This is a genomic window from Pseudomonas zeae, assembly GCF_014268485.2.
Classification (GTDB): Bacteria; Pseudomonadota; Gammaproteobacteria; order Pseudomonadales; family Pseudomonadaceae; genus Aquipseudomonas; species Aquipseudomonas neuropathica.
The window spans coordinates 3,339,609-3,351,979 of sequence record NZ_CP077090.1 but is presented as its reverse complement, the minus strand read 5'-3'; the positions used below and the strand labels follow the sequence as shown (position 1 = coordinate 3,351,979).

11 protein-coding genes are annotated in these 12,371 nt (G+C 59.0%); 6 read left to right on the top strand and 5 right to left on the bottom strand.

The features are described from left to right. The first annotated feature begins 168 nt into the window (after positions 1-168). The 3 genes from HU754_RS14610 to HU754_RS14600 all read left to right on the top strand — a co-directional run bounded on the left by HU754_RS14610 (position 169) and on the right by HU754_RS14600 (position 4,029). Positions 169-1,281: an alkene reductase gene (locus HU754_RS14610; RefSeq protein ID WP_186622286.1), complete on the top strand. Its 1,113-nt coding sequence runs from the start codon at positions 169-171 to the stop codon at positions 1,279-1,281. 256 nt (positions 1,282-1,537) lie between these two features. After that, entirely contained in the window at positions 1,538-2,497 is a 960-nt protein-coding gene (locus HU754_RS14605; RefSeq protein WP_186622278.1) for an EamA family transporter, read from the top strand. Positions 2,498-2,730: 233 nt separating this feature from the next. Then, entirely contained in the window at positions 2,731-4,029 is a 1,299-nt protein-coding gene (locus tag HU754_RS14600; protein ID WP_093431622.1) for an MFS transporter, read from the top strand. Positions 4,030-4,071: 42 nt separating this feature from the next. Here HU754_RS14600 and HU754_RS14595 read toward each other — a convergent pair whose 3' ends face one another. After that, positions 4,072-5,187, bottom strand: a complete 1,116-nt coding sequence (locus HU754_RS14595) for an aromatic ring-hydroxylating dioxygenase subunit alpha (protein ID WP_186622277.1) — start codon at positions 5,185-5,187, stop codon at positions 4,072-4,074. 171 nt (positions 5,188-5,358) lie between these two features. On the opposite strand from HU754_RS14595, the gene HU754_RS14590 reads away from it, so the two are divergent. Then, positions 5,359-6,486 (top strand): pyridoxal-phosphate-dependent aminotransferase family protein, encoded by a 1,128-nt coding sequence (locus HU754_RS14590; RefSeq protein WP_186622275.1) that lies wholly within the window; start codon positions 5,359-5,361, stop codon positions 6,484-6,486. A 40-nt stretch (positions 6,487-6,526) separates the two neighbouring features. Here the strand turns inward: HU754_RS14590 and ppk2 are convergent, their stop codons facing one another. Continuing rightward, positions 6,527-7,444 (bottom strand): polyphosphate kinase 2, encoded by a 918-nt coding sequence (gene ppk2, locus HU754_RS14585; RefSeq protein WP_186622273.1) that lies wholly within the window; start codon positions 7,442-7,444, stop codon positions 6,527-6,529. A 240-nt stretch (positions 7,445-7,684) separates the two neighbouring features. Here ppk2 and HU754_RS14580 point away from each other — a divergent pair, with 240 nt between their 5' ends. Continuing rightward, positions 7,685-8,782 (top strand): carboxynorspermidine decarboxylase, encoded by a 1,098-nt coding sequence (locus tag HU754_RS14580; protein WP_099759153.1) that lies wholly within the window; start codon positions 7,685-7,687, stop codon positions 8,780-8,782. A 29-nt stretch (positions 8,783-8,811) separates the two neighbouring features. Continuing rightward, the gene (locus HU754_RS14575; protein ID WP_186622271.1) at positions 8,812-10,056 is read left to right on the top strand and encodes a saccharopine dehydrogenase family protein; all 1,245 of its coding nucleotides are present in this window, start codon (positions 8,812-8,814) and stop codon (positions 10,054-10,056) included. An 81-nt stretch (positions 10,057-10,137) separates the two neighbouring features. Here HU754_RS14575 and HU754_RS14570 read toward each other — a convergent pair whose 3' ends face one another. The 3 genes from HU754_RS14570 to pstB form a co-directional block, all read right to left on the bottom strand. Beyond that, positions 10,138-10,770: a hypothetical protein gene (locus tag HU754_RS14570; RefSeq protein ID WP_437182468.1), complete on the bottom strand. Its 633-nt coding sequence runs from the start codon at positions 10,768-10,770 to the stop codon at positions 10,138-10,140. Further along, complete coding sequence (locus tag HU754_RS14565; protein WP_095048981.1) at positions 10,770-11,468, bottom strand: hypothetical protein; 699 nt, start codon at positions 11,466-11,468, stop codon at positions 10,770-10,772. Before HU754_RS14565 ends, HU754_RS14570 begins: the two co-directional genes overlap by 1 nt. Before the next feature lie 100 nt (positions 11,469-11,568). After that, positions 11,569-12,330 (bottom strand): phosphate ABC transporter ATP-binding protein PstB, encoded by a 762-nt coding sequence (pstB, locus tag HU754_RS14560; RefSeq protein WP_217827632.1) that lies wholly within the window; start codon positions 12,328-12,330, stop codon positions 11,569-11,571. Positions 12,331-12,371 lie beyond the last annotated feature (41 nt).

Below are 12,371 nucleotides of genomic sequence, written 5' to 3'. Positions count from 1 at the left end.
CACGTCCGTGTTCATCGCTGATGAGCACGGGCGCCATTGCGCCGTGCGCAAAACAGCGTAGCGCCGGTCACCGATTATCACCCTCACGACACCCGGTTAAGTTAGCGGCACTGGTTCGCGGCCCCACTGCCGCGCTTGAATTCCTTTTATTGAAATCTGGAGCTACCCATGACCCGTCGTCTGTTCCAACCCCTCGCACTCGGTCCTTACACCCTCGCCCATCGCGTGGCCATGGCACCGTTGACGCGCTCACGCGCCGGCCAACCGGGCGATGTACCGACGCCGATGAACGCCGAGTACTACCGCCAACGGGCCAGTGCCGCACTGATCATCACCGAGGCCACGCAAATTTCCCGGCAGGCTCAGGGTTACGCCTGGACGCCGGGCATCTACAGCTCCGAGCAGGTCCGCGCGTGGCGTGACGTCAGCGCGGCGGTGCATGAGGCCGGCGGGCTGATCTTCATGCAACTGTGGCACGTCGGCCGGGTGTCCCACCCCAGCTTTCAACCCGATGCTGGCCTGCCGGTTGCGCCCAGCGCGCTGCCGGTGCCTGGCAAGACGTTTATCGTCGACGAAAACGGTAACGGCGTCTGGGGTGATGTGCCGGTGCCACGCGCGCTGGAAACCGCGGAAATCGCCGGCATCGTTGAGGACTACCGCGTAGCCGCGCGCAACGCATTGCAAGCGGGCATGGACGGTGTAGAGATTCATGCCGGCAACGGTTACCTGCTCGACCAGTTTCTTAACAGCAACAGCAACCAGCGTGACGATGCCTATGGCGGCAGCGTGGAGAATCGCGCGCGGTTTCTGCTGGAAGTGGTCGCGGCCGTCGCTGAAGAAGTCGGTGCCGAACGGGTCGGCGTACGCCTGACGCCGATGGGGCGCTTCATGGGCATGGGCGATGACACCCCGGAGGCGACCTTCGGCCACCTCGTCGAAGCGCTCAACCATTGGAATCTGGCCTACCTGCACCTGGTCGAGCCAGCGATGGTCGGCACAGTCAAAGACGAGAACTTCGACCCGCGCTGGGACGCGATCATTACCCAGTTGCGCAAGACCTGGAACGGCGTGCTGATCCTGGCCGGCGGCTACGATGCGCAATCTGCGGAACAGGCGCTGATTGCCGACCGTGCCGACATCATCGCGTTTGGCCGTCCGTTCCTGGCCAACCCGGACTTGCCGCGTCGGCTGCATGATGGCCTGACACTCAACGTGCCAGACCCAGGCAGCTTTTTCGGCGGGGATCAGCGTGGCTACATCGATTATCCATTTCATGCCTGAGCAGAAGCTGACCACCCGCCCCTCATGAATGTGTAAATCCCTGCAAGCAGGGGCCGATGCGCCCCTGCTCTACCCAGTCATACGATCTCCTCGCTTAATCAAATACATAAAAATCCACCTTAACGCCGAACATATGCGCAGCTGGGCGCTTTCAGGTCTATTGCCCGACGTCGCCGAATGCGATAAAACGGGCTGGTTGTACGACAACCTAATAAAAACCAAGTCGTTCGAACGGCTAACAATCCTGAGATCTGCCATGCCTCGCCCTACCACTGCGCAAATCGTACCGCCGCCCTTCCCCCGCTATCTGGCTGTGATCATTCTGTTGTGCATGGGCTGTGCGTTTGCCGGCAATCATGTGGCGGCACGAGTCGCCTTTGATGATGGTGCGGGTGTGTTGCTGGCGATTTTGATGCGTTCCGGCGGGACCTTGCTGGTGCTCGCCATGCTGGTGCTGTGGCAAAGACAAAGCCCGCGTTTGCCGGCGGGCGCATGGCGCTGGCAACTGCTGCTGGGGTTGCTGATCACTGCGCAGAGTCTGTGTCTGTATTCCGCTGTCGCACGGGTGCCGGTGGCGCTGGCCCTGTTGGTGGCAAACGTATTCCCTATTCTGCTGGCATTGCTCACATGGGCGTTGGGTGGCCCGCGACCGAGCGCACGCACCGCGACATTGATGGGTCTGATTCTATTGGGTCTGGTGTTTGTGCTGGACGTGCCCGGGCGTCTCTCGACCACGACAGACGTCAGTGCGCAATGGCTGACGGGCGTCGCGCTCGCGTTCTGCGCCGCCAGCGTGTTCGCCTGCGCGCTGTGGATCACCGACCACAAACTGTCTCAGGTACGTGGCTCGGTGCGCAGTCTGCTGACCATTTTCATCGTGTTCAGCAGCGTCAACCTGGCAGGGCTGACGGGCGCCCTTCCCGGCGGATTGAACCTGCCCGCCACCTCGACCGGATGGCTGGCCCTCGCCACTTTGGTAGTGCTGTACGGTACAGGTTTTATCGTCTTGTTCATTTCCGTGCCTCGACTCGACATGCCACGCAATGCGCCGGTGATGAACATCGAGCCATTGGCAACGCTGCTGATGGGCTGGATTGTGCTGGACCAAATGCTCAGTAGAGGACAGATTCTCGGCGGGGTGATTGTGGTCACGGGCATCGTCTTGCTGAATTATCGTAAATCAGTGGTCAAGGCTGAGGTTAAAGCAGCAATTTAGCACTTGGATGATGGCAAAAAGCTGTTTTTTCTCCGGCCACTCAGGACAAAACTAAGTGGCAACCCCTGCGTCCCAACGTCGCAGCAAACAGCTATTGGCAAATCCTGCACAAGCCTTAGAATCCCGCGCTCTCTTGCAGCCCCCTCGGTGTCTGCCTGCACCACAACACACTTCGGCTTGGCAATCGCATGCGCAGCGGCGCACGTTGCGCTGTTCGATCTCTAGAGGTTTTTATGTCTCCGCGTTTGCTGGCCATGGCGCTGGCGCCCCTGCTCGGGCTGTTCATTGTTGCGCTGGGCAACGGTTTCATGTCGTCGCTGACCACCCTTCGACTGGACGCTGCCGGTGCGTCGACCACGATGATCGGCATCGTTTCCTCGGCCTACTTCATCGGCCTGACCCTGGGTGCGGTGTTCAACGACCGTTTGATTCTGCGCATCGGCCATATCCGCGCCTACGGCAGTTTCGCCTCGCTGATCGCCGTGACCATCCTGCTGCAGGGCTTGTTCTATGACACCTGGGGCTGGTTCGCCCTGCGCCTGATCAACGGCTGGGCCACGGTCGGCGTGTTTCTGGTGATCGAAAGCTGGTTGCTGCTGGCGGGCGACGCGAAGATTCGTGGGCGCTTGCTCGCGCTGTACATGATCGTCTTGTACGGCGCCGGTGTGCTGGGCCAGGCAACGTTGGGCAAAATCACCGGGTTGAGCGACAGCGCACCGTTCATGGTGGCCGGCATGCTCGCCTCGTTGTCGGTGCTGCCGATCGTGATCCTGCCGCGCGTGTCGCCGCTGCTCGATCAGGTCGAACCGCTCAAGCCACGACAACTTTTGGGCGTGACACCGACCGGGCTGGTCGGCTGTTTTGGCTCGGGTGTGACTATTGCGGCGATTTACACCTTGCTGCCGCTGTACTTGCAGCGCAGTGGTCTGAATGTCGGTGAAGTCGGCAGCATGATGGCCTGGACGATCCTCGGCGCGATGCTCCTGCAGTACCCGGTCGGGCGCTGGTCCGACCGCAAGGATCGTTTGCAGGTGCTGACGATTCTGACAGTGGCGTGCACCGTGTTGTCGCTGGTGATCGTCCTGGTGCCGTTGTCCTCGACGCTGCTCGCGGTGATGTTGTTTCTGCTCGGTGGCGGTGTGTTTGCGCTGTACCCGGTTGCCGTCAGCCATGCTGCCGACCGTGCGCCTGCCGAAGCCTTGGTGCCGATGATTCAGGGACTGCTGCTGATCAACTCGCTGGGCTCGGCAATCAGCCCGATGATGATTTCGCCGGTGATGAACTCGTTCGGTGCCAATGGTTTGTTCTGGGTGTTTGCGCTGGTCAATCTGTGTATGGTCACCTTCTTCCTGTGGCGCCGGGGCAAACGCCCGGTTCCCGCCAATCCCGCGCCGTTTGCAGCGGCAGCAACCTTCTCGCCGACAGGTGCGGAACTGCGGGTGACCGAAGATCTGCGTCAGGCAGTGCAGGAACATCCGCCGATGGTCGATGCGTTGAGCGGCGAGCCTTCGCCGCAGTGTGAGACGCGCTGAGGGTTGCGCCAGTCTGTGCCAAGCGCAGACTGGCTCGCACCGCTATTCAGATTCGTGGGTGATGTCCACGAGCGGAATCGGCTCAATCGCCCAAGCGCGAATCTGCCGACGTTCAGGGCTGGGTATCGCGCAAGCCTTGCGTCCGGTGAACGTTCGCGCAAGACGCTCTTCATCGATGCGCCAGCCGCGCTGCTCCAGTGCCTGCACGTCTTTGCGAAAGGCAATCTGCAGCGCATCGGATTTCAACGAAACCTCCTGCTGAAAAGAGTCCGGCACACGCTCTGGTCGGACGTTTTTCAGCACGGCATGATCCTGTTCGAAGATACGGATATTGCTGGCAATGAACCTGCGATCCAGCAGTCGGGTGCGCAGGAACGTTCTGCCCATCATCCACCAGGTGCGCGTGCGATTGGCGTCAATCGGCACATGCGCCGAGACGATGTAGATCCGCCAGCCGTTGGGCAACTCAAGCTCAAGCGTTGTGCAAGGACCGGACAAATGAAAACCCGGCACGGTGGCCACACTGACAAACTCGGTGGAGGACTTGCGCCGCAGCAGCCCTTTGCGTGCCGGCCTGCGCATGAGCATTTGGGCGCTGCCACTCCACGCATCGCTGTCGACCTCGAATGATTCAATCTCGGGATGATCCGGATCACCGAAGGTTGAACCATGGACAAACGGTGCGTGGGCGAAGTCCAGACCGTTTTCGATAATCCGGTCCCAACTGGCCTGCCAGTCAAAGTGACCCGCGACCACACGGATGGCGGGATCGTCGATCCAGCCGAGCGTCGGCAACGGTGGACGCTCAGATTCCGGCAGATCACCTAAAAACGCCCAGATCCAACCGTATCGCTCCAGCGTCGGGTACGCATCGACGCGGGCCTTGGCGGGAATCCGCAGGTCGGGCTGCGCCGGTATCTGCGTGCACACACCATCAGCGCCAAACCGCCAGCCGTGATAGGGACACTGCACGCTGTTGCCGACCTTGCTGCCGGCCGACAGTGAGCCGCCGCGATGCACGCAGATATCCGACAGCACGTGCGCGACGCCTGCGTCATCGCGGAACGCCACAAAAGGTTGTCCGAGCAATCGAACCGGCATCAGTCCATCAGTCAACTGTGACGATGGGAGAACGACATACCACAGGTTTGTAAGCATGGGGGGCGTGCGATCCGTCAGTACGGTGAGTTCAAGTCAGAAAAACCCTGGAATGCAAAACTAAACCAGAGGGCTCCACTTGGCCAACGTGAATTGCCAGTGCCCTTGCCCTGCCCTTTGCCTACACTTGCTTGCCAATGATGTTTACCTCTCTGCCGAAGGAGCACGCCCATGTCAAAGCTATATCCCAGTATCGATCCTGAGGGGCTGGTCGAGTACTCGGTTGTCTACACTGACCGCTCGCTCAACCACATGTCGCAGTCCTTCCAAGGCGTGATGAAGAACATTTCCAAGACCCTGAAACAGGTCTACCACGCCGAGGCGGTTGCAGTGGTTCCGGGCAGCGGCACATTCGGCATGGAAGCGGTGGCGCGGCAGTTCGCCACCGGCCAGCAGTGCCTGGTGATCCGCAACGGCTGGTTCAGTTATCGCTGGAGCCAGATCCTTGAGATGGGCAATATCCCGGCGGCGACCACGGTGCTCAAGGCACGGCCGGTAGAGCCGGGTCGCCAGGCCGCCTACGCCCCGCCGCCGCTGGACGAAGTACTGGCCGCCATCGCGGCGCAGAAACCGCAGGTGGTCTTCGCACCCCACGTTGAAACCTCATCCGGGATCCTCCTGCCCGACGACTACCTGCGAGCGGTCGGCGACGCCGTGCATGCAGTGGGTGGCCTGTTCGTGCTGGACTGCATCGCCTCGGGCACGATTTGGGTGGATATGCACCAATGCTCAGTCGACCTGCTGATCAGCGCTCCGCAGAAAGGCTGGAGCGCCTCCCCGTGCTGCGCTCTGGTGATGTTCAGTGCTTTGGCGCTTGAGCGCATCGAACAGACGCAAAGCAGCAGCTTCGCCTGCGACCTGAAAAAGTGGCTGCAGATCATGCAGGCCTACGAACAGGGCGGACATGCCTATCACGCGACGATGCCCAGCGATTCCCTCGCGCGGTTCAATGACGTGATGAAAGAGACGCAAGCGTACGGGTTCGACAAGGTTCGCGATGAACAACAGGCGCTGGGTGATCGAGTGCGTGCGCTGTTGACCGGCAAAGGCATCAAAAGCGTCGCCGCAGAAGGCTTTCAGGCACCTGGCGTCGTGGTGAGCTACACCGATGATGCCGATATCAAGAACGGCAAGAAATTTGCCCAGCACGGCCTGCAGATCGCTGCCGGCGTGCCGCTGCAATGCGATGAGCCAGCCGACTTCCAGACCTTCCGCCTCGGCCTGTTCGGACTGGAGAAGCTGCAGAATATCGAGCGTACGGTCAGCCTGCTTGAGCAGGCACTGGATGAGGTCATTTAGATACCCGGCAACCCGTCGTCGGGCCGCCCGGTTCGGCCGTTTAATAGACTTGAGGCACCATGAGTTCCGGTGGCGTAGGACTGCGAGAGTAGTCCTCCTCGCGCACGCGCTGCGGCAGTTCGATCTGCGGTAACTCGACTTCTTCGTAAGGCATTTGGCCGAGTAGATGATTGATGCAGTTAAGTCGGGCTTTTTTCTTGTCGTCGGCTTGCACCACCCACCAGGGTGCTTCGGCAATGTGGGTGCGTTCGAGCATGATTTCCTTGGCCTTGGTATAGGCCTCCCAACGCCGACGTGACTCCAGATCCATCGGGCTGAGTTTCCACTGCTTGAGTGGGTCGTGAATGCGACTAAAGAAGCGCAGGTGTTGTTCTTGGTCGGAAATGGAAAACCAGTATTTGATCAACTGAATGCCGGAACGGGCGAGCATCCGTTCAAACTCTGGCACGGTCCGGAAAAACTCTTCGTACTGATAGTCGTTGCAAAATCCCATAACCTTTTCAACACCGGCGCGGTTGTACCAACTGCGGTCAAATAGCACGATCTCACCTGCTGCCGGCAGGTGCGAGACATATCGCTGGAAGTACCATTGGGTTCGTTCGCGGTCGTTGGGCGCGGGCAAGGCAGCGACTCGGCATACCCGGGGGTTGAGCCGCTGGGTTATGCGCTTGATTACCCCTCCCTTGCCAGCGGCATCGCGCCCTTCAAACAAGATCACTACCTTGTGTCCGGTCTTGACCACCCAGTTTTGCAACTTCACCAGTTCACCCTGCAGGCGAAACAACTCGCTGAAATAAAGCCGTCGGTCGTGCTTCTCGATACCATCCGGAACGTGGTCATCGAACAGTGTGTTCAGGTCATGCCCGTCTTCGGACAACTCCAACTCCAGCTCCTCGTCACTGTGGTCGAGCAGCTCGCGCTGAATGCGGTGTATCAACTGATCTTGAGCTGAGGGCATGGTGAAGACCTCGGGGACGGGATGGTACTGCCATACTGACGGCGATTTATGACTGAGCAGTTACCGGGTTCTCGGGATTGCTGATTGCTTGAAGAAGACGTTGTATCCCGGCCGGACGTCCCGAGCGTTCAACCTTTCGGGGTATTTGCTGAACCAGTCATACGCTCTGCTCTTTCGATATGCGGTCAGTCCGGGCACAATGCGCATCCTTTTTTGGCTGGCCTTGCCGGAGGCCTCGAAATGATCAAGACACCGTACTACCTCATCGACAAACAGAAACTGCTGACCAACATGCAGAAGATCGCTTATGTGCGCGAACAGTCCGGGGCCAAAGCCCTGCTCGCGCTCAAGTGCTTCGCGACCTGGTCGGTGTTCGACTTGATGCAGCAATACATGGACGGCACCACGTCGTCGTCGCTGTACGAGCTCAAGCTCGGTCGTCAGAAGTTCGAAGGCGAAACCCACGCCTACAGCGTGGCCTGGGCTGACGATGAGATCGAGGAGATGCTCGACAATTGCGACAAGATCATCTTCAACTCCATCAGCCAGCTGCAACGTTTTGCCGAGCGCTCTGAGGGCAAAGTCCGTGGCCTGCGCGTTAACCCGCAAGTCAGCAGCTCCGATTATCTGTTGGCCGACCCGGCGCGTCCGTTCAGCCGTCTAGGCGAATGGGACCCGGTGAAGATCGAAGGCGTTATCAGCCAGATCTCCGGTTTCATGTTCCACAATAACTGTGAGAACGGCGACTTCGGCCTGTTCGACCAAATGCTCTGCACCATCGAAGAACGCTTCGGTGAGCTGCTGCACAAAGTCAGCTGGGTCAGCCTCGGCGGCGGCATTCACTTCACCGGTGAAGGCTATGCGCTGGATGCGTTCTGCGCTCGTCTCAAGGCGTTCTCGCAAAAGTACGGCGTGCAGGTCTATCTGGAGCCTGGCGAAGCGGCGATCACTAACAGCGCTTCGCTGGAAGTCACCGTGCTCGACACTCTCTACAACGGCAAGCACCTGGCCGTCGTGGACAGCTCCATTGAAGCCCACTTGCTCGACCTGTTGATCTATCGCCTGAACGCCAAGCTGGCGCCGAGCGAGGGTGAACACACCTACATGGTGTGCGGCAAATCGTGCCTGGCCGGAGACATCTTCGGCGAGTTCCAGTTTGACCGTCCACTGGCCATTGGCGATCGACTGTCATTCATCGATACCGCCGGCTACACCATGGTCAAGAAGAACTGGTTCAACGGCCTGAAAATGCCATCCATCGTGGTGAAACAACTCGATGGTACCGTCGAAGTGGTTCGCCAATTCGGTTACGAAGACTACCTGTCCAGCCTTTCTTGAAACGGACAGATAAAGGAGAGAAAAAGCAATTGAAAAAGAACGTTCTTATCATTGGTGCAGGAGGTGTCGCTAAGGTGGTGGCCCACAAGTGCGCGCAGCATAACGATGAACTCGGTCGTATCGCTATCGCGTCGCGCAACATCTCCAAATGCCAGGCCATCATCGACAGCGTCAAGGCCAAGGGTAGCCTCAAACAACCCGCCGATATCAAAGCCTTCTCGCTCAATGCGCTGGATGTCGAGGCGACCAAAGCGCTGATCCGCGAAACCGGATCCGAGATCGTCATCAACGTCGGCTCCGCGTTCCTCAACATGTCGGTGTTGCGTGCCTGCATCGATACCGGCGTCGCTTATCTCGACACCGCCATTCACGAAGAGCCGGGCAAGATCTGCGAAACCCCGCCTTGGTATGGCAACTATGAGTGGAGGCACCTCGCCGAGTGCCAAGAGAAGAACATCACCGCCATTCTCGGCGTGGGCTTCGACCCGGGTGTGGTCAACGCCTATGCAGCTCTGGCACAACAACAGTATTTCGACCGCATTGATTCGATCGACATTCTTGACGTCAATGCCGGTTCCCACGGCAAATATTTCGCCACCAATTTCGATCCGGAAATCAATTTCCGTGAATTCACCGGGCAGGTGTGGAGCTGGCAGAACAGCCAGTGGACCAGTAACACCATGTTCGAAGTCAAACGCACCGACGACCTGCCGGTCGTGGGCTCGCAGAACCTGTACCTGACCGGTCACGATGAAGTGCACTCGCTGTCGAAGAATCTGGACGTACCCAACGTGCGTTTCTGGATGAGTTTCGGCGAGCACTACATCAACGTGTTCACGGTCCTCAGGAACCTCGGCCTGCTGTCCGAACAACCGGTCAAGACCGCCGAAGGCCTGGAAGTCGTGCCGCTGAAAGTGGTCAAGGCCGTGCTGCCTGATCCGAGCTCGCTGGCGCCCGGCTACACCGGCAAGACCTGCATCGGCGATCTGGTCAAGGGCACCAAGGATGGCCAGTCGCGCGAAGTGTTCATCTACAACGTGGCCGACCACGAGGAAGCCTTTGCCGAAACCGACAGCCAGGGCATTTCCTACACGGCCGGCGTACCACCTGTTGCCGCTGCCCTGCTGGTCGCCCGCGGCGAGTGGGATGTGCAGCGCATGGCCAACGTCGAGGAACTGCCGGCTGAGCCGTTCCTCAAGGCGCTGGACGTCATGGGACTGCCGACCCGCATCAAGGATGAAAACGGAGATCGTCCCTGGAACGGCGTAGCCTGAGGCTCGCAATAAACCGCGACGCGTCACTGCCCGCTACAAAAAACGCCGCTCATTGAGCGGCGTTTTTGTCTGCACTGAAAATCAGGACACGGCTTCCGGACATTGTTGCGCCGGATTCCTGCTCCTGCCCTGTTGTTGCCGGGCGAGCAGTGCCTGTACGTCAGCGACGGCATCCAGAACCCGCTGCGCCCAATGCTCATCCTCCGGGTGCACGACCACAACGCGAAAACCGTGATCATGGCCTTCCGAGCGCACACCTTCGGAGTCATCGACATGCAAGTCGATATCGAAGGCCGGGGGGAATTTCGACGGTCCGTTTGCCAACCCGTTTGTCACCAATGCCTGGTTATGCACCACACTGTTGACCACCCCGTCGACGCGGATGCCATACAACAACAGCCAACGCCTGATATAGGCCGGGGTCCGACCGGACGACGTGTAAACCCAGATACTGCAGCCCTGACGCCGCAACTCGCGGGTCAATGAGCGCGTACCGCATCGCAGTGGCTCGCCGAGCCAACGATGCAAGCACACCGGCAACCAGCTCTGCTCGACGGCACAGTGATGCAGCTGGCAGGCCAGCGTGTCATCGATATCGAACGAAACCCGTATGCGCTGGCGAGCGAATACGCTCATGGGGATAGCACCGAGCATGGCTTGCCAAACGCGGCTGACGGAAGCCTGGTACCTGGCGGAAATGGGTTGCCCGCTCATCAATCTCCCCCTTGCAAGACGGGCGAGGTCTTGTCTTTGAGTAAAAAATTCATCGACTCAGGCGCCTGACCTTCGAGGAAGGCCGCATACTTTTTCTTGATTTTGGGCAATTCATATAACGCCTTTACCCCATGCTTGGCGGAGTTGCGGATGACCGAGGACGGATTGAAGTACCCCCCGGCATTTTCCAGCGTCAGCACGAATGGAGGTAATCCCGCGCGCATGAGCAAATAGCTGACGATGAGTGAGCCACTGCGGTTATTACCCTCGATAAACAACTGCGGCTTGCTGAGGATTCGAACATAAACACCAGCCGCTCGCTTCCAGACTGACTCGCTGCGATACGCGCAATACCAGTTGAACAGGTCCTTTATCCCCCCCTCAACGTTGTTGAAGAAGTGCTCTTCGGTCGCCGCCAGGTGTTGAGCGTACTCCAGTCGGCGAACCGGGTCCCGGCCACAGAGGACGGTAGCGTTGATCTCCAGCATCAGGTTCAGTTGCTGAAGGTCGAACAGGTCGACACCACGAGCGACATAGTCATCAATCAGCGCATAGCCTTCAAGCACATTGTGCAGCACTTCGTCAGTGAAGGGATCGCGAGGCTCGGTAAAGTGCCTGCTGAGTTCGGAGAAACGGCCCTGAACCTCTCGCAATACCCGTTCAATCGCGGGCAAATCAAGACGACGCGTTGCAGACATTGGCAATCCTGAGAACGGTAGATAAAAGGGTCAAACGGCCGGATGCCAGTACCGCACCCTTGTCCATGGCCGCTTGCCGTCTTGACTGGATAATTGCTGCTTAGCTGAACTTGCCGCTGATGTAGTCTTCGGTCATTTGTTCACGCGGCTTATCGAATATCTGGGTTGTCGGCCCCATCTCGACCAGATAGCCGGTGCGCGTCCCCTGGGAAATATCAACCGAGAAAAAAGCGGTCGTGTCAGCGACGCGGATGGCCTGCTGCATATTGTGAGTCACCAGGGCGATGGTGTAGTCCTTCTTCAACTCGATCATCAACTCCTCAACCCGCCGGGTCGCGATCGGGTCGAGTGCCGAGCACGGCTCGTCCAGCAACAGCACTTCCGGTTCGGTCGCAATGGCACGGGCGATGCAAAGCCGTTGCTGCTGGCCACCGGAGAGGGACAGGCCGCTGACCTTGAGCTTGTCCTTGACCTCATCCCACAGCGCGGCACCCTGCAAGGCATGTTTCACGCGGTCGCCCAGATCGCCCTTGTAGCGATTGAGGCGCAGGCCGAATGCAACGTTGTCGAAAATGCTCATCGAGAACGGATTCGGCTGCTGAAACACCATGCCGATATAACGACGCACGACCACTGGATCAACGCCCTTTCCATAAACGTCTTGTCCGAGGAAATGCACGTGCCCTTCAAAGCGAAATCCCTTCACCAGATCGTTCATCCGGTTGAGGCTGCGCAGCACGGTGCTCTTGCCGCAACCCGATGGACCGATGAAACCGGTGATCTTGTTTTTTTCGATCGGAACATGGCTGTCACGCACGGCGAGGAAGTTACCGTAGAAAATCTTGTCCAGCTTGCAGTCCATGACCACTGGCGCCTGAGTGACAAACGGAGCCGCGACTTGCA

What these genes read in the sequence shown, in the direction of transcription:
- HU754_RS14610 (WP_186622286.1), top strand. Translation starts at nt 169, where the DNA reads ATGACCCGTCGTCTGTTCCAACCCCTCGCACTCGGTCCTTACACCCTC.
- HU754_RS14605 (WP_186622278.1), top strand. Translation starts at nt 1,538, where the DNA reads ATGCCTCGCCCTACCACTGCGCAAATCGTACCGCCGCCCTTCCCCCGC.
- HU754_RS14600 (WP_093431622.1), top strand. Translation starts at nt 2,731, where the DNA reads ATGTCTCCGCGTTTGCTGGCCATGGCGCTGGCGCCCCTGCTCGGGCTG.
- HU754_RS14595 (WP_186622277.1), bottom strand. Translation starts at nt 5,187, where the DNA reads ATGCTTACAAACCTGTGGTATGTCGTTCTCCCATCGTCACAGTTGACT.
- HU754_RS14590 (WP_186622275.1), top strand. Translation starts at nt 5,359, where the DNA reads ATGTCAAAGCTATATCCCAGTATCGATCCTGAGGGGCTGGTCGAGTAC.
- ppk2 (WP_186622273.1), bottom strand. Translation starts at nt 7,444, where the DNA reads ATGCCCTCAGCTCAAGATCAGTTGATACACCGCATTCAGCGCGAGCTG.
- HU754_RS14580 (WP_099759153.1), top strand. Translation starts at nt 7,685, where the DNA reads ATGATCAAGACACCGTACTACCTCATCGACAAACAGAAACTGCTGACC.
- HU754_RS14570 (WP_437182468.1), bottom strand. Translation starts at nt 10,770, where the DNA reads ATGAGCGGGCAACCCATTTCCGCCAGGTACCAGGCTTCCGTCAGCCGC.
- HU754_RS14565 (WP_095048981.1), bottom strand. Translation starts at nt 11,468, where the DNA reads ATGTCTGCAACGCGTCGTCTTGATTTGCCCGCGATTGAACGGGTATTG.
- pstB (WP_217827632.1), bottom strand. Translation starts at nt 12,330, where the DNA reads ATGGACTGCAAGCTGGACAAGATTTTCTACGGTAACTTCCTCGCCGTG.